This is a genomic window from Sphingomonas abaci (genome assembly GCF_014199625.1).
In the GTDB taxonomy this organism is placed as follows: Bacteria; Pseudomonadota; Alphaproteobacteria; order Sphingomonadales; family Sphingomonadaceae; genus Sphingomonas; species Sphingomonas abaci.
The window spans coordinates 1-20958 of the sequence record NZ_JACHNY010000021.1; the positions used below are offsets into that span (position 1 = coordinate 1).

23 protein-coding genes and 1 pseudogene are annotated in these 20958 nt (G+C 65.7%); 9 read left to right on the forward strand and 15 right to left on the reverse strand.

Annotation, left to right across the window (positions count from 1 at the left end):
- Positions 1-268 precede the first annotated feature (268 nt).
- Positions 269-1633 (forward strand): dihydrolipoyl dehydrogenase, encoded by a 1365-nt coding sequence (locus GGQ96_RS20295; RefSeq protein ID WP_184117082.1) that lies wholly within the window; start codon positions 269-271, stop codon positions 1631-1633.
- 48 nt (positions 1634-1681) lie between these two features.
- Here GGQ96_RS20295 and GGQ96_RS20300 read toward each other — a convergent pair whose 3' ends face one another.
- A complete protein-coding gene (locus GGQ96_RS20300; protein ID WP_184117083.1) occupies positions 1682-1945 on the reverse strand; it encodes a hypothetical protein in 264 nt (87 codons plus the stop codon).
- A gap of 98 nt (positions 1946-2043) precedes the next feature.
- Here GGQ96_RS20300 and GGQ96_RS20305 point away from each other — a divergent pair, with 98 nt between their 5' ends.
- The 8 genes from GGQ96_RS20305 to GGQ96_RS20340 all read left to right on the forward strand — a co-directional run bounded on the left by GGQ96_RS20305 (position 2044) and on the right by GGQ96_RS20340 (position 8206).
- On the forward strand, positions 2044-2988 hold the full coding sequence (locus GGQ96_RS20305) for a DnaJ C-terminal domain-containing protein (protein WP_184117084.1): 945 nt from the start codon (positions 2044-2046) through the stop codon (positions 2986-2988).
- A gap of 7 nt (positions 2989-2995) precedes the next feature.
- Positions 2996-3967, forward strand: a complete 972-nt coding sequence (locus tag GGQ96_RS20310; RefSeq protein ID WP_425506719.1) for a YihY/virulence factor BrkB family protein — start codon at positions 2996-2998, stop codon at positions 3965-3967.
- A 10-nt stretch (positions 3968-3977) separates the two neighbouring features.
- Complete coding sequence (gene fabI, locus GGQ96_RS20315; protein ID WP_343059155.1) at positions 3978-4781, forward strand: enoyl-ACP reductase FabI; 804 nt, start codon at positions 3978-3980, stop codon at positions 4779-4781.
- Between the two features lie 3 nt (positions 4782-4784).
- Positions 4785-5309, forward strand: a complete 525-nt coding sequence (locus GGQ96_RS20320) for a GNAT family N-acetyltransferase (RefSeq protein ID WP_184117086.1) — start codon at positions 4785-4787, stop codon at positions 5307-5309.
- Positions 5306-6373 (forward strand): chorismate synthase, encoded by a 1068-nt coding sequence (aroC, locus tag GGQ96_RS20325; RefSeq protein ID WP_184117087.1) that lies wholly within the window; start codon positions 5306-5308, stop codon positions 6371-6373. Before GGQ96_RS20320 ends, aroC begins: the two co-directional genes overlap by 4 nt.
- A 59-nt stretch (positions 6374-6432) precedes the next feature.
- Entirely contained in the window at positions 6433-6903 is a 471-nt protein-coding gene (locus GGQ96_RS20330) for a hypothetical protein (protein WP_184117088.1), read from the forward strand.
- A 653-nt stretch (positions 6904-7556) separates the two neighbouring features.
- Complete coding sequence (locus tag GGQ96_RS21235) at positions 7557-7943, forward strand: hypothetical protein (RefSeq protein ID WP_221240086.1); 387 nt, start codon at positions 7557-7559, stop codon at positions 7941-7943.
- Between the two features lie 2 nt (positions 7944-7945).
- Positions 7946-8206 (forward strand): hypothetical protein, encoded by a 261-nt coding sequence (locus tag GGQ96_RS20340; RefSeq protein WP_184117089.1) that lies wholly within the window; start codon positions 7946-7948, stop codon positions 8204-8206.
- A 214-nt stretch (positions 8207-8420) separates the two neighbouring features.
- Here GGQ96_RS20340 and GGQ96_RS20345 read toward each other — a convergent pair whose 3' ends face one another.
- The 14 genes and pseudogenes from GGQ96_RS20345 to GGQ96_RS20405 all read right to left on the reverse strand — a co-directional run.
- Positions 8421-9005, reverse strand: a complete 585-nt coding sequence (locus GGQ96_RS20345; protein ID WP_184117090.1) for a PEPxxWA-CTERM sorting domain-containing protein — start codon at positions 9003-9005, stop codon at positions 8421-8423.
- Positions 9006-9093: 88 nt separating this feature from the next.
- Positions 9094-11571, reverse strand: coding sequence for a hypothetical protein (locus GGQ96_RS20350; RefSeq protein WP_184117091.1), 2478 nt, complete (start codon positions 11569-11571; stop codon positions 9094-9096).
- 54 nt (positions 11572-11625) lie between these two features.
- Entirely contained in the window at positions 11626-14094 is a 2469-nt protein-coding gene (locus GGQ96_RS20355) for a hypothetical protein (RefSeq protein ID WP_184117092.1), read from the reverse strand.
- Positions 14095-14100: 6 nt separating this feature from the next.
- The gene (locus GGQ96_RS20360) at positions 14101-14760 is read right to left on the reverse strand and encodes a hypothetical protein (RefSeq protein WP_184117093.1); all 660 of its coding nucleotides are present in this window, start codon (positions 14758-14760) and stop codon (positions 14101-14103) included.
- A gap of 3 nt (positions 14761-14763) precedes the next feature.
- Positions 14764-15039, reverse strand: a complete 276-nt coding sequence (locus GGQ96_RS20365; RefSeq protein ID WP_184117094.1) for a hypothetical protein — start codon at positions 15037-15039, stop codon at positions 14764-14766.
- The gene (locus GGQ96_RS20370) at positions 15039-15320 is read right to left on the reverse strand and encodes a hypothetical protein (protein WP_184117095.1); all 282 of its coding nucleotides are present in this window, start codon (positions 15318-15320) and stop codon (positions 15039-15041) included. Before GGQ96_RS20370 ends, GGQ96_RS20365 begins: the two co-directional genes overlap by 1 nt.
- A complete protein-coding gene (locus GGQ96_RS20375) occupies positions 15317-15688 on the reverse strand; it encodes a hypothetical protein (protein ID WP_184117096.1) in 372 nt (123 codons plus the stop codon). The genes GGQ96_RS20370 and GGQ96_RS20375 overlap by 4 nt, the downstream gene beginning before the upstream one ends.
- Positions 15689-15736: 48 nt before the next feature.
- Entirely contained in the window at positions 15737-15868 is a 132-nt protein-coding gene (locus tag GGQ96_RS21720) for a hypothetical protein (protein WP_281392693.1), read from the reverse strand.
- A 41-nt stretch (positions 15869-15909) separates the two neighbouring features.
- Complete coding sequence (locus GGQ96_RS20380; RefSeq protein ID WP_221240087.1) at positions 15910-16491, reverse strand: glycoside hydrolase family 19 protein; 582 nt, start codon at positions 16489-16491, stop codon at positions 15910-15912.
- Complete coding sequence (locus GGQ96_RS20385) at positions 16488-16883, reverse strand: hypothetical protein (protein ID WP_246360748.1); 396 nt, start codon at positions 16881-16883, stop codon at positions 16488-16490. Before GGQ96_RS20385 ends, GGQ96_RS20380 begins: the two co-directional genes overlap by 4 nt.
- 35 nt (positions 16884-16918) lie before the next feature.
- Positions 16919-17425, reverse strand: coding sequence for a hypothetical protein (locus GGQ96_RS20390; RefSeq protein ID WP_184117098.1), 507 nt, complete (start codon positions 17423-17425; stop codon positions 16919-16921).
- A gap of 38 nt (positions 17426-17463) precedes the next feature.
- Positions 17464-17748 carry a hypothetical protein gene (locus GGQ96_RS20395; protein WP_246360749.1) on the reverse strand — a complete coding sequence of 95 codons (285 nt, stop codon included), beginning with the start codon at positions 17746-17748 and terminating at the stop codon, positions 17464-17466.
- Entirely contained in the window at positions 17745-18134 is a 390-nt protein-coding gene (locus GGQ96_RS21615; protein ID WP_246360750.1) for a hypothetical protein, read from the reverse strand. The genes GGQ96_RS20395 and GGQ96_RS21615 overlap by 4 nt, the downstream gene beginning before the upstream one ends.
- Positions 18134-20958, reverse strand: a pseudogene (locus GGQ96_RS20405) (hypothetical protein); the annotation flags it as partial. The gene GGQ96_RS21615 and the pseudogene GGQ96_RS20405, both read right to left, overlap by 1 nt.

The following is a 20958-nucleotide window of genomic DNA, read 5'->3' on the forward strand; positions in this document are numbered from 1 at the left end:
CTCCGAACCACCCGGTCCAGCGCTGCGGTGAAAGGCCCTCTAAGGACGCCGAACCAGCCCGTCAAACGGTTTTTGTCACGGATGCGACTTTTTTCCGTCGCGTCGCTGTCACGCCCGCGCCAACGCCCCCGCCCGAAGATGGCGGTTTGCCGCCGCCAGTAACCTGCCGCAACAATCCCTGACGTTCGGAGGGAACCGCCGCCATGGTCCGGCTCTTCCGACCAGGCGGATGCTTCCTTCGCATGTGATTCCCCGATGGAGACAGGATTTGGCCGAACGGCAGTGCGACGTGATCGTGATCGGGGCCGGCACCGCCGGACTCCACGCCTACAAGACCGCCACCGCGCGCGGCGCGGATACCATCGTAGTCGAGCGCGGTCCCGGCGGGTCGACCTGCACGCGGGTCGGCTGCATGCCGTCCAAGCTGCTGATCGCCGCCGCCCGCGCCGCGCGGCACTGCGCGGAGGCCGGGCGCTTCGGCGTCGAGGCCGCGCCGGTGTCGGTCGACGCGGCGGCGCTGTGGGCGCGGGTGCGGCGCGAGCGCGACCGGTTCGACGCGGCGATCCGCGACGAATACCATGCCATCCCTGACGACCATCGCATCCATGGCAGCGCGCGCTTCGCCGGACCGGACAGCGTCATGGTGGGCGAGAACCGGATCGTCCCGCGCCAAGGCATCATCATCGCCACCGGCGCGCGGCCGCTCGTGCCCGAGACGCTGGAGCCGGTCCGCGACCTGGTCCACACGCATGAGACGATCTTCGAACTGGATCACCTGCCCCAGGCGATGGCGGTGCTGGGCGCAGGACCGGTCGGGCTGGAGCTGGCGCAGGCCTTCGCCCGGTTGGGCGTCGCCGTGACGCTGTTCGATCCCGGTGACACGGTGGCCGGGCTCGCCGACCCGGCCACCAACGCCGCGGCGATCGCGGCGCTCGGGCACGAGGTGACGTTGCGGCTGGGAGTCGAGGCCGAGGCCACGCGCGCCACCGATGGACGCGCCCTCCTCTCCTGGGAGGGCGGCTCGATCACGGTCGACCTGATCCTGGCGGCGACCGGCCGCCCCCCGGAACTGACGGCGTTGGACCTGAAGGCGAGCGGCCTGGAACTCGACGATCACGGCACGCCGGTGTTCGATCCGGAGAGCCGGCGGTGCGGTGACAGCGCCATCTTCATCGCCGGCGACGCCAATGCCTGGCGACCGGTGCTGCACGAGGCGGCGCGTGGCGGCCGCATCGCGGCGACGGTCGCCACCGGCGGCGACGCCCCGCGCCCCCTGCCCGCCTTCGCCATCACCTTCACCGAGCCCAACCTCACCGAGATCGGCACCGCCTTCGCCGATCTGCCGGACGATGCGCGGATCGGATGCGCCAAGGTGGCGGACAATGGCCGGGCGACGGCCGATGGCGTGGCGCAAGGGCTGGTGCGGCTCTATGCCGACCGGGACGGCGTGCTGCTCGGCGCGTCGATCGCCGCGCCCGAGGGCGAGCATCTGGGCCATCTGGTGGCGCTGGCGGTCGACCAGGGGATGGATGCGGCGCGCTTCGCCGACCAGCCCTGGTACCACCCGACCGTCGAAGAACTGCTGCAAATGGCGGCGCGGGACATCGTCGGGTCGGAGCAGGTGCTGGTCTGATCCCGGCCGCCCGCCCGGCCGGTCCACCGGGGACCGGCCGGGCGACGATCATTCCTTGGTTGTCGCGGCGTTGCTGTTCTCGCCCGACGGGTCGGTCTTGCTGCCGGTACCCGAATAATCGATCTCGGTCTGGCCGCCATGGCCGAGAAAGCCGCTATTCTCACCGGCATCCGCCTTGCCCGATTGCGGATTGGGATAGGCGCCGCCGCCGCTCTCGCCGCCCTGGTGCTTGGCGGGCGTGTCCTGCACGCCGTCGGCCCGGCCTTTCGCGCCGTCGCCGCCCGCGGCCTGCATGGGTTGCTTGTCGGTCATCGTTTTTTCTCCTCCGCGATCCAACGCGCGAGGCGGCGAACGCGTTGCGCTGCCGGAACGTCTGCCCCACATAGGTGGGTAAGATACAGGGACCAAATATGGCAGATCCGTACCAGATCCTCGGCGTGGCGCGCACCGCGTCCGAGGCCGATATCAAGAAGGCCTATCGCAAGCTCGCCAAGGAGCTGCACCCCGACCGCAACACGGACAATCCCAAGGCGGCCGAGCGTTTCAGCCAGGCGACCAACGCCTACGACCTGCTGTCCGACAAGGACAAGCGCGCCCGTTTCGATCGGGGCGAGATCGATGGCGACGGCAATCCCGCCGCGCCGTTCGGCTATGGCGGCGGCGGACCGCGTCCGGGCGGCGGCGGTTTCCGCAGCCAGGGCTTCGAATTTGGCGGCGGCGGCGACGCTGACATGGGCGACATCTTCGAGGGACTGTTCGGTGGCGGCCGGTCGCGCGGCGGCGGCGGCTTCTCCGGCGGGTTCGGCGGCTTCGGCCGGCAGGCGGCGCCAAAGGGCGGCGACATCCAGTACCGGTTACAGGTGCCCTTCACCGATGCCGCGACGCTGGCGCCGCAGCGGGTGACGCTGGGCGACGGAAAGGCGATCGAGGTGAAGCTGCCCGCCGGCGTCGCTACCGGCACGCAGATGCGCCTGGCCGGCAAGGGCGAACCCGGCGCGGGCGGCGCGGGCGACGCGATCGTGTCGATCGAGGTGCAGCCGCACCGCTTCTTCACCCGCGACGGCGACGATGTTCGCATCGACCTGCCGATTACGCTGGCCGAGGCGGTGCTGGGCGCGAAGGTGAAGGCGCCCACGGTCGAGAACCCGGTGATGCTGACCGTCCCGGCGGGCACCAGCTCCGGCAAGACCCTGCGCCTTAAGGGCAAGGGGTTCCACAAAAAAGGCGGCGGGCGCGGCGACCAGTTGATCACGCTGATGGTCGAGGTGCCGGCCGAGGATGCCGCCTTGCGCGAGTTTGTCGAAGGCTGGGCCGCAACCCAGGTTGGGAACCCGCGCGCCGTCATGGGCGTCTGACGTCCCTGTGGACGATATCGGCGAACTGACCCCGGAGGCGCGGGCCCATCATCATGGCAAGGCCCGCGCCAGGCTTGATCGGCAACTCGCCAAAGTGCGGCCGGGCAGCTACGCCTTCGAGATACTGAAGCGTTCGGCCCTGGGCGTCTTCAACGACGGTTTCACCCATGCCGGCAATCTCGCCTATCTGGCGCTGATGACGCTGTTCCCCTTCTTCATCGTAGCCGCCGCCGTGCTGTCGCTCCTGGGGCAGAGCGACGAGACGGTGCGGACGGTGGAGAGCTTCCTCCATGTCCTGCCTCACGACGTGGCCGATATATTGGAGAAGCCGATCGCCGATGTGCTGGCGGCGCGCACCGGATCGCTGCTGTGGCTTGGCGGGTTGGTCGGACTATGGACGGTCGGCGGTTTCGTCGAGACGATCCGCGACATCTTCCACCGTGCCTACGGCGTGAAGGCGACCGCGCCCTTCTGGCGATCGCGGCTGTCCTCGTCGGGCGTGATCATCCTCTCGGTGATCGTCGCGCTGTTCGCCTTTCTGGCGCAGGGGCTGCTGACCGCCGCCGAGCAGTTCGTCTATCGCCTGCTGCCCTTCGCGCGCGACTGGGTGGGGCTGATCGGCCTGTCGCGGCTGGTGCCGGGCGTGGTGATGTTCGGCGCGCTCTACATGCTGTTCTATTCGGTCACGCCGTCCAAATATCGCTACAGCGACTGCCGCAAATGGCCCGGCGCGCTGTTCACCACGGTTTGGTGGGTGTCGATGACCGCGCTCCTGCCGGTGGTGCTGTCGCAACTGGGCGGATACGACCTCACCTATGGCAGCCTCGCCGGGGTCGTGGTCATGCTGTTGTTCTTCTACATCATCGGGCTGGGTCTGGTATTCGGCGCGCATTTGAACGCGGCACTGGCGGAACCGCCCGAGGAGGCGCTACAGGAGCCGCATAGCACATCGGCGCCGGCGGGAGCGGCGCCAGTTTAAGGGTTTCGGCGTGAACGGATTGATGACGGGCAAGCGTGGGCTGATCATGGGCCTGGCCAACGACAAATCGCTGGCCTGGGGCATCGCCAAGCAATTGTCGGCGGCAGGCGCAGAACTTGCCTTCTCCTATCAGGGCGAGGCGATGGCCAAGCGGGTCCGCCCGCTTGCCGAACAGCTCGGCACCGCAAGGCTGTTCGACTGCGACGTCTCGGATATGGCGGCGCTCGACGCCACCTTCGCCGCGCTGGCGGCGGAATGGCCGACGATCGATTTCGTCGTCCACGCGATCGGCTTTTCCGACAAGTCGCAGCTGCGCGGCCGCTATTACGATACGACGCTCGACAATTTCCTGATGACGATGAACATCTCCGCCTATTCGTTGGTCGCGGTGGCGCAGCGGGCGCGGGCGATGATGCCGAACGGCGGCTCGATCCTGACGCTGACCTATTATGGCGCGGAGAAGGTCATCCCGCATTACAACGTCATGGGCGTGGCCAAGGCGGCGCTGGAGACGAGCGTGAAGTATCTGGCGGTCGATCTGGGGCCGGACAAAATCCGCATCAATGCCATCTCCGCCGGCCCGATCCAGACGCTGGCGGCGCGCGGAATCGGCGACTTCAACTATATCCTGAAGTGGAACGAGCTGAACGCGCCGTTGCGCCGCACCGTGACGATCGAGGATGTTGGCGGCGCCGGCCTCTACATGCTCAGCGACCTGTCCTCGGGCGTGACCGGCGAGATCCATCATGTCGACGCCGGCTACAACGTCATCGGCATGAAGGCCGAGGACGCGCCCGACATCGCGCTGGCCTGAGCGATGATCGCGATCCGGCCCGCGCGCGGCGAGGATGTCGCCGCCATCGACACGCTGCTGCGCCGCTGCTTCCCCGCGCCGCACGAGGCGAACCTGGTCCGCGACCTGTGCGCGGAGGGCGACATGGTGCTGGTCCTCACCGCCTGGGACGAGGAGGAGGGGGAGGTCGCCGGCATGGTCGCGTTCAGCCGGATGAGCGTGTCGGTCGGCGGCAAGCCGGTGAGCGCGGTGGCGCTGGCCCCGGTGGCGGTCGCCCCCGCCTATCGCCGCCATGGCGTGGCCGAGGCGCTGATCACCGCCGGGCTGGAGCGACTGGAGATGGAGGGCGTGGTGCTCTGCTTCGTGCTGGGCGAGCCGGACTTCTACACCCGCTTCGGCTTCCAGGCCGATATCGCCTCGGGGTTCGAGACGCCCTATGCCGGCGCGTTCCTGCTGGCGCTGCCGCTCCAGGGCGGGTTGATCCCGTGCGGCGTGCGGGGGCCCGCGACCCATGCCCCCGCCTTCACGCGATTGGGCAAGGACGCATGAGCTGGAACAGCTTCGGACGGGTGTTCCGCTTCACGACCTGGGGCGAGAGCCACGGGCCGGCGATCGGCGCGGTGGTTGATGGCTGCCCGCCCGGCCTGCCGCTCGCCGAGGCGGACATCCAGCCCTGGCTCGACCGGCGGCGGCCCGGCACCTCGCGCTTCACCACCCAGCGGCGCGAGCCGGACGAAGTCCGCATCCTGTCCGGCGTCTTCGAAGGGCGGACCACCGGCACCCCGATCAGCCTGATGATCGAGAATGTCGACCAGCGCTCCAAGGATTATGGCGAGGTCGCCAAGGCCTATCGCCCCGGCCATGCCGATTATGCCTATGACGCCAAATATGGCTTTCGCGACTATCGGGGGGGAGGCCGCTCCTCTGCACGCGAGACGGCGAGCCGGGTCGCGGCGGGCGCGGTCGCCCGCGCGGTGATCCCGGGCGTCCGCATCCGCGCCTGGGTCGAGGCGATCGGCGGCGACACGATCGATCCTGCCCGGTTCGACGATGCGGCGATCGACGCCAACCCGTTCTTCTGCCCCGATCCCGTCGCCGCCGAGCGTTGGGAAGGCCTGGTCGACGCGGCGCGCAAGGCCGGGTCGTCGCTGGGCGCGGTGGTGGCGTGCGAGGCGACGGGCGTGCCTGCCGGCTGGGGCGCGCCGCTCTATGCCAAGCTTGATTCGGAACTGGCGGCGGCGTGCATGAGCATCAATGCGGTCAAGGGCATCGAGATCGGCGACGGCTTCGCGGCGGCGGCGCTGTCGGGCGAGGCGAATGCCGATCCGATGCGCCCCGGTGCGGGTGGTCCCGAATTCCTCGCCAACCATGCCGGCGGCATTGCGGGCGGCATCGCCACCGGCCAGCCCATCCGGCTGCGCGTCGCGTTCAAGCCGACCAGCTCGATCCTGACTCCGGTCCCGACCATCACCCGCGATGGCGCGGCAACCGAGATCGCCACGCGTGGCCGCCATGACCCCTGCGTGGGCATCCGCGGCGTTCCCGTGGTGGAAGCGATGGTCGCGCTGGTACTGGCCGACCAGGCGTTGCTCCACCGCGCCCAGTGCGGTTGAGTACAGGAACTATTCCCTCATCCGCTCCGTTACTTGCTCCGTATAATCGGAGAGAGAACATGCGTATCATCCTTCCCTTGGCGGCGGCGATGCTCGCTATGCCTGCCATCGCCACGGCGCAGACTTCGACCACTGGCGGAACGACTGGCCAGACCGGAACCATGGGCACCGGAACCATGGGTACAGGGACGATGGGAACCGGCACGATGGGCGGCACCAGCGCCGGCCAGAGCACCGGCACCCAGACCACGCCCGGCACCCGCAGCACCACGCGCGGCAAGCGCGGAAGCGGCACGTTGAGCGGCGGCGCGACCGGCTCGACCAGCGGCTCGACCGGCACCAGCACGACCGATCCTTATGGCGGGACCGCCGGCTCGACCAGCGGCAGCATGGGCGGCACCGGCACGGCGGGTGGGACCACCACCGACGGGACGATGGGGGGCACCGGCACGATGGGCGGTACGACCGGCACGTCGGGAACCACGACCGGAACGACTTCCGGGACCCTCGGCGGCACCACGCCGCGCTGACGACAACAGGGGCGCGGCCTGACTGGTCGCGCCCCTCGTTCCTGACAGGAGATCGCAGATGCGTTTCCTCGTCCTGGCGATAACCATCGCCCCCCCCGTCCCACTCATGGCCCAGGTCGCCCGCGAACCGGTGGAGCAAAAGGTGCCGGCCCCTGGTGCAACCGCGACACCCGCGCCGCCCGCCGAAAATGGCCCTGCATCGCCGGACGCCCGTCGCAACGAGCGCGCCGCGCCCGGCGACGCCGTCGGGACGAACCAGACTCCCGCCTCGCGCGCCCCAGTCGAAGAGCCGGTTCCGCCCACGCACGATCCGACCAGACGCTAAGGGAATTGGCGCATTTTCGCGCGTCCCACCCGGCGCCGCGGCAGGCGCTGTCCCGTCACGTGCACCGAAGGCCAGATCGCGCGATCGATCAGATGAAAGGAAGACTGGTGGCGGAGACGGAGCCCGCCGCACCAAGCCCTGAAAGCCGCAGATTTGCGTTGTTCTTCCAGGCGCTCTCGTAATCATACCATGGATAATACCATGGATTTCAGAAGCTGCCATCTGCCGCGTCGAGACGGCGTTGCGGCGATACCATGCTCGACGCGCCCATGGCGTTGAGAACATAGGAAGAACGCATTATATCCCCCGCATCGAGTCGGAGGCTACGATGCAACGCGACCTCACCTATGCCTATGACACCTGCCCCGCCAAGCGGGCCGGCGGGTTCGCGTGCGTCCGCGACGACGGCCACCATGGCCCCCACTATTACCGCGACCACCAAGGCCGCCGCCCGCCCTCCCCGCGCCCACCTGGCATCGACAAGCGCGAGGCGGACCCCCGCAAGGCCCTGGCGGCGATCATGGCGAGCCAAGGCGATCGCGTGACCCTGGCGGCGCTGTCGCGGATGCTTGATCGTCCGTCGAACTACCTGGGGCGCTTCGTCGCCGACGGCGTGCCGGCGGCTCTGCGACCGGACGAGCACGCGCGGCTCGCAAATTTCTTCGGGCTCGACCAGCGCGCGCTTGGCGTCCGCGACCTTTGGCGGCGAGCATGAGAATGGTCACCCGCGCCGAGCTGGCGACGACGATCCGCGTCGCGATCGCGGTGGCACCTCCCTATGTGAAAAAGACGCTGGAGCTGCAGCACGCCAGCGCGCGCGAGATGCTGGTCGATGACCTCGTCTCGCGCATCATGGGCTCACCGGAAAGCGAGACGGTGATCCTCCAGCCCGACCTCGCTGGCTTCGGCACCGGGTCAAAGCCCGGCGTCTGGGACGTGGATGAGCCGCACCCCCACCCCGAATTGAGGAAACGCTGATGGCCCGATGCCGCCTATGCACCAGCAACGACGATCAGGCCGTGATTGAGCACCTGGCCAAGGCCATGTGGGACAGTCGGCAAGGCGAGTTCGAGGTAGCGACGCCCTGGGATGCCGCAGGGCCAACGTGGCAATGGAAGTTCCGAGAGATGGCCGTCGCTGCTCGGCAAGCGCTGCGAGTGGATTAGGGCCGGCCGTAGCCGGCCCCGATTTATCAGGCGAAAGCAAGCCGGCGGCGACGCATCGCAAACCCCACCATGCCGAAGCCGGCGAACATCAGCGCCCAGGTCGACGGCTCGGGAACATAGGTGGTGATTACGAAGCTATCACCAGCCGACCCAACAGTCGAAATCAAGCCGGTGGCTATCCCGTTGAACCTAAAGCCTAGGCCGCTCGGGTATCCCTCACTTATGTTGATCAGGCTGCGCCCGCTGTCTAGCAAGATAGGGCCGAGCGGGAAGCTAAGGCCTGGGTTGTCAAATGCAAAGAAGGCGCTGCCATCGAAGCCGTATGTTGGCGCGCCATACGTGCCAATTCGAAAACCTGTCGAGCCCGCGCCTGCATCAATGAGCTTGCCTGCGCCAACTACGCTGCCGTACCCCGATCCATCGTTGTACTCGACGGTAAACATCAGTTGCAGACCCTTGATGTCTCTGACGTCGTACCCTGTAGGATTAACTCCCGTTGTCTCCGTACCGTTCCCAACGGCAGTAGCTGTGTATCTGATGTAATTGGCCGCCTGTGCCTGGCCGGCCAACATGGTCGCACAGGCAATAAGCCCGTATCGGATCAGTCGCATGGTTATTCTCCCTGTGACGCCTCGTTGGACGCGACAGGGAGAGTGACCATTCCTAATGCGGCGTCAACCTCGCGGCTGGCAACCTATGCTATCTGCCAGCCTCAACCGCTGCCTGGATTTCGAGCATCAGGTCCCACTTCGGCGTAGCGACGCCGGGGTTCCAGTGACCCCAGAAATCCATGTTTCCGTTGTCATAGTAGAGCGCCATCTCAGAGCCGAACTCGTTGCGGATGCGGTTCATGGCCCGGCGATAGACCTGCATGTATTCGGCGCTCGTCACCCACGCCTTGCGCTGGTCGTCGGTCATGGCAAGCGTGCCCTGCTGGAACGATCCAAAGATATCCATACCGACTTCGTAGAGCAGCCGAGCAAGGCCCTCCTTGGCGTAATCGTTGAAGCCGAGAAGGGCGGCATCCACCTGCTTGTCCGCGTCCCCCAGCCACGGCCCGAGCAGTTCGGCCGGCGTGTTGTTGCCATACGAGGTCTTCTTGACGCCGATGCCGACATAGATTGACGTTTCGATGGCCTGCACGCCACGGATGCCAAAGCCCTTAGCTTTACCCCATTCGAAAACGTGATTACCCGGCGAACACGAATAGATGATTGTCACCCGGTTCATGAACTCGGGGATCGCAGCTCGCACCAAATCATAATTTCGGTTGTGGATTTGAACGCTTGAGTAGATGCGCTTTTCGTTATTTCCGCCGGCCGTATAGCCATAATCGCGCTCGGCTGCGGCGACGAGTTCTTCGTAAAGGCCGGTGAAATTGAAGTTGAAATGCTCGTTGCCGACAAGGGACAGGTAGACGTGCGTGTCAGGGCGCAACGCCAATCCGTCGGCCATGCCCTCGCCGGTGAATAGCGCGCGTACCGACTTCTGCACCACTTCCGCTGGCCATCTCGGCCCCAAGATGAACATTAGCGGTCGGCCGTTGCGGCGCGACATGGCGATGTGATCTTCGAGCGGGAAGCCCATAAGCGAGTTGGCATAAGGCCGATAACCCGGTCGCGGGCGCTCGGCCCACGAATAGTTCTGCCGCCAGTAATTTATCTGCTGCGACTCCATGGTACGAATGACGCCGTGCAGCGGGTCGTTCATGCTGGTGTTCCAGCTTTCGCGCGCGCGTTTGCTGGAATCGGCGGTTGCCTCCGCAAGCCGAATGTCTTGCGTTTGACCGCCGGCTGTCTTGCCTACGAACGAAATCCAGAGTTCATCCGGATTGGTGCCGTCCATATTAACGTTCGGGATGCCACGGTACACGAAGCGCCCGTTGACGTAGGTGATGGCCTGCTCGCTCGTCCACCTCTTTAGGTACAGCGTGGTTCCTACGACGTTGAACCGGCTAACGCCGGTGGTGTTATTGGGTTCGATCCACGAAATCTCATGCAGCTTTTGGTTTTGACCATAAGCCGGTTTACCGCAGCGTAGATTGTAGGATGCCCCGACAGGAAAGCCGGTGAGGTTTCCATCGTCGCCGACGTATCCCTGATTTACATCCTTATAGGAGTAGTCAGAGGTGTCCTGCCAACCGGCGTTGAGCGCAAGGTTGGTGAAGTAGGGGTTGCCCGAGAACACAATGTTTTGCCCGATGCGCAGCGGCGACGGCATCAGGAGGGTCGCCGAAATTGGCACGACGCCAGCCTTGGGGTTGCCGGTGCTGTCGGCCTCAAACAGCTTGAACACATAGCCCGTGTTGCGGCTCGGCGCGGCGTCAGCGCTAAGATAGGTCGCGCGCCCCTTCTTTGCGTTCTCGATCAGTGTGGCCGGCTTCAACGCGCCGATCTGAACGTCGGCCGTGTCGAAGATGCCCCCGACATAGCCCGGCGACGTGCCCTTGTAGTCGAAGGTGAACAGCGCGCGGCCGTCGGCGTCGAGCGCGATCGTGATCGCCGTCATCGGCGCGATCACGCCGCCCGACAGGGTGATTTTCTGCGTGTAGTTGCCGCCGAGGCGGGTGTATTTGGCGAAGCCTCCCAAGCCGTCCGGAAACTTGCTCTGAAAAACCAGCGGCGGGAAGGTTTTGACTGCCACGCCATTCAGCAGCACGACAGCGGTCCCATTCTGGAACTGAACGTCGGTCACATCGGCGCGAGTCAGGACGCGGCCGAAATTGTGGTTGGACTCGCCGCCGGAGAACTGCACCCAGGCGCCACCGGCCGCATAGAAGAAATTGAGATATTGCGAGCCGCCTAGCCCGGTCACCTTGAAGGCGTAATCGGGCATGTCCACGCCGGCATTCGCGAACATGATGACTTCGCCGCCAGCCGACATACTGCCCGTATCGGCAGGGTCCGCAGGCTCGGCGCGGAAGCTATGTTCGGTTGCGCCCAGGTTCTTCCAGCCCGTGCCGGTCGTCACCTCCGGACCGACGGTCAGCGCGGTCACAGGGTTCGGGATCGGGGCTTGCAGGCCGTTTCCATTCTTCTCGCGTTCCAGCGCCGCAATGGTCGCCTCGATCGCGTCCAGCTCGGCCTCGTCGGCGTCGTTCTGCGCATTGATGTTGGCGATAGCCTGCTGCCACTCGACATCATTGGCGGCCAGGGTCGCAGTCGGATTGAACGCCATGGGCGGGTGTCCTCGAAAGAAAGGGGGCGGCCCGTGCAGGGGCCGCCCGACTGGTCAGTTGGCGCTGGTCAGGTACGTGTTGGGCATCGGGAACACCGGCACGTCCTCGTAGCCGCCCGAATAGCCCGTGCCCCAGAACATGTACCGGTCGTCATACGAGGCACCATGATAGCTGCGCCCCTGTACCGGCTTGCCGGGATCGGACGCCAAGACCGCGATCAGCTTGTTACGCGCGGCGTTGGGCGCGATGCTGGTGATCGGCAACAGGGTCTGGAAGCCGTCGCTGCTGAACTCGTAGCCGTAGAGCGCGCCTGACAGCACCGGCGTGCCGCGCTGGTTGTCGCTGACGGTCGACTTCTCGATCAGGTCGGTGAGCGAAGCCGCACCGTTCATGTCCATGTCGATCGTCAGGGTAGCGCCGCTGCGTGATAGCCCGACCGGCAGCGGCCCGCGCCCGTCCGGCACGTTCTTACCCATGGCCTTCGCGATCGTGCGCCCAAGCCGCCGGCTCATCTCCATGTAGCCTTCGGGCGTGTAGTGGTAGGGGTCGTTGGTGCCGTGCAGGATGCCGAGCTTGCTGTCGGCGTACATGACCTTGCCCGGATACTCGGCGATAAGCTGGTCATAGGCCAACTTAATGATGCGGGAATGTGCATCCATCTTTGCCCAGGTCGTTTGGCTATTCGCCGGATTGGTGCTGGAGAAGCGGCCGATCGGCGAGATCGCGAAGATCAGGTTCGGATTGCCCGTGTTATCGACACACTTCAGGTACAGCGCCTTCAAGGTCGTGTAGTAGCTGTTCGGCGGGTCGACACCGTCCCGATCGCCCTCGCCCTGGTCGAAGGCGGCGAAATCGACGACGCCGTCAATCAAGGCGCGGGCCGCGCCGAACGTGGTGGCGAAAGACGAGTCGCTCGCGATGAAAGCCAAGCCCGATCCGGGGACGCCGGTCGAGCGGAAGTAGCACGGGAAGCCCGTCGCATCGGCGATGATGCGGCTGGTCTCGACGTTACAGGAGAACGTGAACTCGTTCGTTCCGAAGCCGGTCACTTCGGTGGCCGGGACGCCGGCGGTGTTGCTCCCGAGATACGGTTGGCTAGGCACGTTGCGGCTGAACGTGGTCAGCTTCCCGACGGGGTCGTTCGCGCGCATGACCATGTTCGACTGACCAATGCCGATGCCATAGGTGCCGCACCCGACACGCTTGCTGCCAGCGGCGCTGGTGACGCCATCGCTATCGGTCATGAACGTCTCGATGATGTACGGACCGCCCTGCGGAATGTCGGCCAAGTAGCTGAACTTGGCGAACGTGCCGGTGGTGTCGATCTTCACGTCGGTTGCGTCACGGATGTCCTGCACTAGGGTCATCGGCGTCGCGCCGTTCGACGCGGCCATGACGCGATAGGCCCAGCGCGTCGGCGTACCGCGGAAACGGCCCCCGACGGAAATCCTGCCCTTGCCGCTGGTGAACGTGGTGCGCGACGCATAGCGGGTCTGCTCCGTCGACAGCATCCGGAGCGGCGTGACCCGAATGCCGTTGGCGAAGTCGTAGCCGAACGAGGTGTTGAGATAGCCGACCTTGCCGCGCCGGTCGCTTGCATTGGCGAGGCCAGGAACGCCGGAAAGCGCGCCGGTGTCGAACGGCCAGGTGCTGGAGCCATCCACGCGCAGGCAACGCTCGCCATTCGGGAGCACGACCCGCAGCCGGCCGTCGTGATATAGCCACCGCGTCTTGACGCTCGCCGCGCCCGTGAGATCGGGCGGGGGCGTTTGCAGCGCGTGCCGCCACGTCATCGAGACGAAGTTGTCAGCGCCCGAGACATACGACCGCTCCAGAGCCGGAATGATGCCGCTCGGGTTCGTCTTGGCGCGCACCCAGGTCGTGGTGTCCTTGAAGAACATCGCCAAGCCGAAGGCGGCGACATTGAAGCCGCTATTGTCGCCGTTGGTAGGGGTGCCGCTCTTGTTCTCGTCGTATTCGACGATGTAGCCGAAATCAGTGCCGTCCGTGTTTTGGTCGGGGCCAAAGAGCGCGAATGCCGATCCACGGTTGCCGCCCGTATTGTACAGACCCTTGGCGGACGAAACCTTGTAGGCGGCCGTGCCGCCGCCAGCCGCCGACCAGTTGGCGCGCGCCATTGGGTCGGCGCCGACCGCCGCATCTTCCAGGTCGTCCGTGTACGCATAGGGCGTGACGACGATCGGCTGCACCGTGTCATCGTCGGTGATCTTAGCGTATTGCGGCGACATCGACACCGTTCCGCCGGTCGGCGACTGACTGATGACATAGAACTCAAGATCGCGATCGCCGTCGATTACGGTGTTGCCCTTGGTGCTAATCGTGGCGGTCGCCTTGGTGGCGTTGACCGGCAGGCTGAAGGTCATGATCGGCCATACGTCATCCTTCCAATCCGTCTGCTTGACGGGGTTGGAGGAGCCGGATTTGGCACGCACGCCAACCTTCAATTCACGCGCGACGCTCGTCGCTGCGGTCTCGGTGACAGTATAAGTCGCGTCCGTCATCTTGTGTTACCCTTCGTTGATGGTGGCGGGACCGGCGAAGCCGTATTGCGCGGGTGGTGGGGTGCCCTCCGCGATCGCGGCCGGTCCGCTGAATGCGAAGGCGGGCACGATCGCTGGAGGGGTGCCCTCCACGATCAAAGCCGGCCCGCTGAACGCGAAGGCCGGCACCGGCACCACCTTGTCGTCATCGTTGATCGTGCCCGTCGATGAGACGGAAGCCAGCCCCGGTGCCGAAACGGTGACGGTGAAGCCTTCGTTTGGCTCCTCGTTGGCGTCTCCGGCGACGAGGATCAGGATCGTCTTGACCGTCTCGGAACCGGCGAAATTGCCGGAGCCGGTCGGGTACGCATCGCCGAAGTCTGTCGGATCGGCCGGGTTCGGCCCTGATCCTTCGACCACATAGGAATACGGGAACTCGTCGGTTGAGCCGTCCCGGTCCAGCGTCAGCGTGAAGCTGAACAGCGTCGTCCCGCTATTGCCTTCCGGCTTCGCCACCGGTGCCGACAGGGAGAGCTTGGGGCGAGGCCGGTTCTGATAGGCCGTGATCCTGTCGCGGAGGGCGATCAGGCTCGCGGTAACAGCTTGAGACGCTGCGACCGCCTCATCGATGTCGTCCGACAATGCGGTAGCATTGTCGACGACCGTGCCATTGGGGTCATAGGCCAAGGGTCAGGGCTCCAATGCTTCGAAGCGAGCGGCGAGAGCATCTCGGCGGTTCGCGTTGGTGATGCGGCGGGCGATTTCAGCCGCAAGCTGGGGGTAGCGGGCAGCGTAGATGTCGGGCTCGCCGACCACCCACCGCGAGAGCCGCGTCGATGACGCCAGGACGTTGGCGACGCTGTAGACAGGGGGTGGCGGGATGTTGACGGCGTTCGTCGTCGTCACATCGATCTTGGAGCCGTCCTCGGTCAGGAACAGCGTCTGTGACAGGGGAGCCTTTGCCATCAGCTATCCTCCGGAATAACGGTGGCGGTGATCGCGCACATCGCGCCGCGCGGGCGGGCGCTGGGATCGATTTGCCGAGCGGCCACCGAAGCGATCCTGACCTTGACCCCGTCGAGGAAGCCGATCGCCGGCAGCCTGGCTCGCACCTCGGGCGCGAAGAACGCCACGTCGAGCCAGCCGTCTCGTTCGCGGATGCCGACAGCGCCGGTGTAGAAGGGGAAGGCTGCAACGCCTTGGCGGCCGGGTTCCGAACCCCCGGCGATGGACAGGGGCTCGGTCATTTCTTCACCACCAGCACGCCGAACGAGTAGGTTTTCAGGCGATCGTCAATGTCGGTCGAGAAAGTCACCTCGACCGGCAACACGACGCCTTTGCCGAGGAAAATTGCCGCCCCCTGCTGCTCCGGCGCGATGCGCAGGCGCGCATAGAATACGAGGTCGGCGTAGCGGGGCGCTTGGTCCTCATCGCCAATTTGCAGGCCTGCCGCGACGGCTTCCGCCGACAGGCCAATCGCGAAGCGGGTAACCTTCTCTCCGACCTGGAGAATGTCGCGGAGCGCATCGCCCTGGGTGAGTACGGGGTAGAGGTCGAGCTCGTCGCGCGGGTCCATCCGCCGCACGAATGTTTGGGCCTTGTCGGGCAGGGCCATGGGCACCTCCTGTCGGGATAGTGGCGGCGCTGGCGCTCGCCAGTACGATCAGCCGGCGGTCGGCTTCTTGGAGTCGCGGATGACCTTCTTGACCTCGGGAATGGCCGCCTTGACCACCGGGGCGACGGTTAGGACGATCGGGGCCAGACCGAGGGCGAGCTTCTTCAAATCGATTTTCATCGACGTTCCTTCTTCGTGGTGGAGGGGTGGTGCGCCCGCCGTCAGGCGAGCAGGGCTTTCGCGGCAGCGAGGCGCTTCTGTCGGTCGGAGAGCCCGTTCAGGCCGCCGTTGATGCGCCGGGTGATGCCTTCAATGTCGTCGCGATCCGCGAAGGCGTTGAGGTTCTTCGCGGTCCAATAGGCGCACGAAAGCTGGAGGCCGATCGACGGAATGGCGGCGATCTCCGGATGCCGCTCGACATCGATGCCGATCCGCCGGCCGTACAGGCGATAGTTGGCGCGGCCGGTGATCTGGATCGGTCCGCGTCCCTTGAACCGGACACCGTCGCCGGCCGCCGTGTTGCCCAGGTCGGGGCGGCCCTCGTAGGCCCGGCCGGACGCATATTCCTCCATGGCCTGGAAGCCGTCGCTTTCATGGCCCATCTGCGCAATGGCGTGCGCGAGCCGGCTCATGTTGTCGAGGATGCCGGCCGCCTCGAAATGGACGGCGGCCGACAGTCCCAGCTCCGCGCCGATCACGGCCGGCGCGCCGCAGCGCACGAACAGCGCGCCCATCGTCGCCGGGCCGTTTATGCCGTCGACCCCGACGCCCAAACGGCGTTGCAGATTGGCGATGTCGATCATGCCTTCGGCTCCCCATCGCCGACGCCAAGCACGCTCGGCGCTTTACGAGCGGATGCCTCCGCCAGCTTGAAGATGCCCTCGCCCAGCATACCGAGCATCGCGCCGTACATCAGCGCGCCGAGCGGCTCCGGCCGCTGCGAGATGATGACCGCCGCAGAGGTCGCCAGCGCCATCGCGGTCACCGGTATGTCGAGGCCCCACCGATGCTCCTTGCGGAGCGCCTGTGCCGCGCCGATCCAGTAGCGCGCAGCCGCGCAGCCGAAGAGCGCCGCTAGCATCGCGCCGGCCTCGAACGGATAGCCCAAGAGGTGCCAGATGGCCGGCTGCGATGCGCCGACCGTTGCCCCCTTCTGCACCAGGGCAGCGGCGGCGACAGGTGCAATCGCCATCATCGTAACGCCCCCTTTGTAGATGCCCCCAGGCGCGATCATCGAAGCGACACCACGCCGACAGCGGCAAGGAAGGTCAGCCCCGCCAGTTTCAGCATCCGCTTCACCATTGGCCACGCCATCCACATGTTGATGGGCCACGGCTCCTTGCGCTGCTGCTCGATCATGCCCGGCTCGGACATGACGTAAATCATCATGCCAGACAGGCCGAGGGTGACCGCGATAGGGTCGAGGAAGCGTTTCAAGGTCAGGTACGTCGCTGTTGCCGCCGGGTCGCGCGGGTCCCACCCCCAGAGTGCTAGCGCCTCCGCACCGCATCGAACGGTGATACCGGCTGCGAACAGGATGCCGATCAGCCGGTATATGGCGGCGGGCGAGCGAGGCGTATCCTGCCGACGATGCCGGACCCAATCGCCGACCAGCTTCGCCACCACCATCGATCCGCCGAGGAACGCGATGGTCATGAAGAACATGTTGAGGGCGACCAGCCACCCCATGCCCTCGAAAGAGGGCGGGGCAAGCGTCGCCGGTCCATCCGCGACCATGCGGGCCGCGAAGCTGCTGTTTGCCATGTGAGGGTCCTTCAGGGTTTCGGCGCGCGGCCGAGGAAGGCGGTTTCGACGTTGCGCCGGCAATGGCCGGGGCGCGCACCGAGCAGCACGAACAGCCGATCGATGATGGCTTCCAGCACCAGGCCCCAGCGATGCCCCTTCATGGCGGCGCGGCCGACGCGGCTGGAGATAGTCTCGTCAGCGGACGGGCAAGGCCCGCCGAACGCGACGTAGATCGGGACGGCGATCAGGACGTAGGCGAGCTGGTCGATCGCAACGAGCAACTGGCGCAAGCCGAGCCAGAAGCGGCCCATCATAGCGCAGCGATCCGGTCGTAGGTCGCTTGGCTGACCCAACCCTTGCCGACCAAGTAGCCCAGCCCTTCCAGCGTGCGCGGGTCGGCCGGGTCGATGCTGCCGGACGCGGACTGCGCCCGGTCATAGATCAGCTTGGCCATCGGGTCGGCCATCGTCGCGGTGACGATCGCGACCTGCTCTTCGAGGGGGAACAGGTCGACCCAGGCGTTGAAGGTGTAGCGCGGACGCTCAACGTCAACGAAGCCGCGAAGGTCGGGCGACCAGGTGAGCCGATCGGGAAAGCCGAGCGCCGCCCGCACCACTTCCTCGTTGTCGCCGGCCGTCGGCTCATCGGCGACCGGCCCGGAGACGATCTCGCCGGTGTCCTGACGGATGACGATCCACATCAGTAGGCCCTCAGATAGTTGGGGGAACTCGTCCGCAGGGACGTGCCGCCGGGCGCGTCGCTGACCACCCGGATTTGCACGAGCACGTCGTCGGCCGCTTGGCTGGTATAGCCAGCGCTGAAGAACACGCCGCCCGGCTCGCCAGGGCCGACATTTGCCTGCCGCTGGTCCATGTAATTCCAGCCGCCAGAGCCTACGCGGTATTGGAGCTGGATCGTCACGCTGCCGGATTGGCTATTGTTCTGAAACGACTCCCGCACCTGACCAGTGATCGTCTGGCCCGGTTTCACCAGCACCGCCGGTAGGGTGCCATCCAGATCGGTAAGCGCTAGCGGCTGCGGCACGCTGATCCCAGCCGGCCCCTGCGCACCGTCCGCGCCCTTGATGAGCGACCACGAATATGCCCGATAGTCCGCGCTGTCGGCGACGGTGTAATCGGTATAGACGCCCAGGTAGGTCCGGCCCGAAGGATCGTCGGTGCTGAAGTTGCTGCTGCCGTCCGGCGAATTGGCATAGGCGAAATGTGTGTACGGGGTGAGCCCATCCGCGCCCGGCCGGCCCGGCGTACCGTCTTTGCCGTTCGTGCCGTCGATCCCGCGCAGCCGCGACCAGGCATAGGCCCGGTAATCGCCGCTGTCGGCCTCCACCTGATCCCGGTAGATGCCGACATACGCCCGGCCGCCGACCGCGCCAGTGGTGAAATTGGCGCTGCCGTCCGCACTGTCGGCGTACGCTAGGTGGACGAACGATGACGCGCCGTTCGTGCCATCCTTGCCGTCTGTCCCGTTGGTGCCATCAAGCCCGTTCCGCCCATCAGCGCCATTTGCGCCAGATGGTGTGAGCACAATATCGTCAATGCGCGGATTAATGCTGGCGAGTGCGGCGATGAAGCGTAGCGGGTCCGGCTGCTTGCCCCACTCATATTGATAGATGCGAACGCCATTGATCCAGAAGTTAACGTACCGAAGCCCGTCGTAATGGATGCGACAACTCATCGACTGATTGAGGTCGACGGCCGGACCGGTCCAAGCGGGATTTCCGTTGACGCGACAATCGGTGTAACCGGTCGCCTCACGATAGATGGCGAAAGTGATACTGTCGAAGGAGTTTCCACGGTCGCTGCCGGTGCCCTGACCAAGCCCTGCCATGCTGTTCGATCCGGGGCCGGGCGCTATCGTCCACGACGCTGTTGCGCCGGCGGAATAGGCTTCCCGCGAATGAACATGCTCGCTTCCCCAGCCCGCGCTCCCAGTTCCACGAACGGAGTTGCCGGCGATCTGGGTCGTTGGCGTGTCACCGATCAACGTCACGCCATTGCTGGCGCGCGTCGGGTAGCTGCCGAACTGGATGTCCCGGATGCGAGCGTTCGGGGTGTGAAGCGAGCTATCGAGATAGAAGGTAAAGCCCGGTCCTATGTCGACTGTGCGTCGTACCTCTTGGTTGTAGAGGTAGCGAATATAACGGCCGTCATAGTCTATGCCGAACAGGCCCTCGCCGTATCCGAGGACTGAAACACCTCGAGAGCCGCCACTTTCATAGATTTCGGCGTTGCCGTCTTCGCGAGGATACCAGGCATAGTCGAGCGATCCATAGCTGGCGTCAGCCGTAGGATCGGTGTTCAACCCACACATGATGGCGGCAGCGGCAGATGGATCGGCCTTGAACGAGATCGCGCAGCCGTTCTTATAACCGCTCGTCGAGTAACCGTCGCTGTCCCACGCGGGCGAGCCGCCGTTCTTGATGATGGTGTTACCCGCGACAACGGCAGCGCCGCGTGTCGCCAGGCCGAACGGGGGCCCCTTGTACTCCCGCCACACATACGCAGCCGGATCGCTGCTGTCGGCCGCCGTGAAGTCGGTATAGCTGCCCTCGTACGCTCTGCCGTTGGGCTGGCTCAGCTCGAAATCGACGCGGCCGTCAGGACTGTTGGCGTAGGCATAGTGGATGTAGCTGGTACGTCCGTCAGCGCCGTCCTCGCCAGGTGCGCCATCCTTGCCGTTGCTGCCGTCGCGGCCTGGCCTCCCGGTGATCGCAGCGGCAAATTCCTCCAAATCTTGGCGGGCCAAGGCCCAGCGTCGATTTAGTTCAGTGCCGTCGATCGGCGTATCACTTCCCACGTCCTGCCAAGGCGGAGCCAGCGATGCCAAATAGGCCGCAAGCGACTGATATGAAGTATAGGCCGCATCGCGAGCCGCTTTGGTGTCCGCCGGGCTGCCGATTTCTACGAAGCGGCCATCCAGCGCGGTAAATTCCGCGTCCAGAGCCTGCCACTGTCGGATAATCTCGCGCTTCTCGCGGCCATGCGTAATGACATCGTCGCTCAGGATTAGGCGGAGCTGATTATCCAGATCATCAAGGGCCAGGATCAGCGGATTGTTGCGGTTGTCGTAGATGATCGGCGCGGCGGCCTGCACCGGCGCGGCATCATCCTTGTCCCAGGCATAGAGCGAGGCGTTCTCGACCAGCAATGTCATGTTGCAGGTGCCGCCCTGACCCAGCTCCTGTTCCTCGACCCGGAACAGCGCGCGGGTGAACCCGAGCGGCGCGAAGGTGAAGGGCACCACGTCGCCGACTGAGTATTTCCATGCCCGGATGTCGAACGGCGCGGAGAAGCGGCGGGGGTACTGCTTCCGCTGGAGCACTTGCTTGGCGATGCGCTGGGCCTGGCTGGGGCTTTCCACCGCGCCCAGGTCGAGCGGGAAGATGCGGTCCTGCCCGTCGGGGCTGGGCAGGCGCACCTCGGGGTAGTCGATCATCTGGTAGAGCGAGTTGACCGACGCATCGACATACTTGCCGCGCACGATGTTCGGCGTCGCCTCCAGCG

Excerpts from the sequence above, each read along its gene's own strand:
- GGQ96_RS20300 (WP_184117083.1), bottom strand. The coding sequence starts at position 1,945 with ATGACCGACAAGCAACCCATGCAGGCCGCGGGCGGCGACGGCGCGAAA.
- GGQ96_RS20305 (WP_184117084.1), top strand. The coding sequence starts at position 2,044 with ATGGCAGATCCGTACCAGATCCTCGGCGTGGCGCGCACCGCGTCCGAG.
- GGQ96_RS20320 (WP_184117086.1), top strand. The coding sequence starts at position 4,785 with ATGATCGCGATCCGGCCCGCGCGCGGCGAGGATGTCGCCGCCATCGAC.
- aroC (WP_184117087.1), top strand. The coding sequence starts at position 5,306 with ATGAGCTGGAACAGCTTCGGACGGGTGTTCCGCTTCACGACCTGGGGC.
- GGQ96_RS20330 (WP_184117088.1), top strand. The coding sequence starts at position 6,433 with ATGCGTATCATCCTTCCCTTGGCGGCGGCGATGCTCGCTATGCCTGCC.
- GGQ96_RS21235 (WP_221240086.1), top strand. The coding sequence starts at position 7,557 with ATGCAACGCGACCTCACCTATGCCTATGACACCTGCCCCGCCAAGCGG.
- GGQ96_RS20340 (WP_184117089.1), top strand. The coding sequence starts at position 7,946 with ATGGTCACCCGCGCCGAGCTGGCGACGACGATCCGCGTCGCGATCGCG.
- GGQ96_RS20345 (WP_184117090.1), bottom strand. The coding sequence starts at position 9,005 with ATGCGACTGATCCGATACGGGCTTATTGCCTGTGCGACCATGTTGGCC.
- GGQ96_RS20350 (WP_184117091.1), bottom strand. The coding sequence starts at position 11,571 with ATGGCGTTCAATCCGACTGCGACCCTGGCCGCCAATGATGTCGAGTGG.
- GGQ96_RS20355 (WP_184117092.1), bottom strand. The coding sequence starts at position 14,094 with ATGACGGACGCGACTTATACTGTCACCGAGACCGCAGCGACGAGCGTC.
- GGQ96_RS20365 (WP_184117094.1), bottom strand. The coding sequence starts at position 15,039 with ATGGCAAAGGCTCCCCTGTCACAGACGCTGTTCCTGACCGAGGACGGC.
- GGQ96_RS20370 (WP_184117095.1), bottom strand. The coding sequence starts at position 15,320 with ATGACCGAGCCCCTGTCCATCGCCGGGGGTTCGGAACCCGGCCGCCAA.
- GGQ96_RS20375 (WP_184117096.1), bottom strand. The coding sequence starts at position 15,688 with ATGGCCCTGCCCGACAAGGCCCAAACATTCGTGCGGCGGATGGACCCG.
- GGQ96_RS21720 (WP_281392693.1), bottom strand. The coding sequence starts at position 15,868 with ATGAAAATCGATTTGAAGAAGCTCGCCCTCGGTCTGGCCCCGATCGTC.
- GGQ96_RS20380 (WP_221240087.1), bottom strand. The coding sequence starts at position 16,491 with ATGATCGACATCGCCAATCTGCAACGCCGTTTGGGCGTCGGGGTCGAC.
- GGQ96_RS20385 (WP_246360748.1), bottom strand. The coding sequence starts at position 16,883 with ATGATGGCGATTGCACCTGTCGCCGCCGCTGCCCTGGTGCAGAAGGGG.
- GGQ96_RS20390 (WP_184117098.1), bottom strand. The coding sequence starts at position 17,425 with ATGGTCGCGGATGGACCGGCGACGCTTGCCCCGCCCTCTTTCGAGGGC.
- GGQ96_RS20395 (WP_246360749.1), bottom strand. The coding sequence starts at position 17,748 with ATGATGGGCCGCTTCTGGCTCGGCTTGCGCCAGTTGCTCGTTGCGATC.
- GGQ96_RS21615 (WP_246360750.1), bottom strand. The coding sequence starts at position 18,134 with ATGTGGATCGTCATCCGTCAGGACACCGGCGAGATCGTCTCCGGGCCG.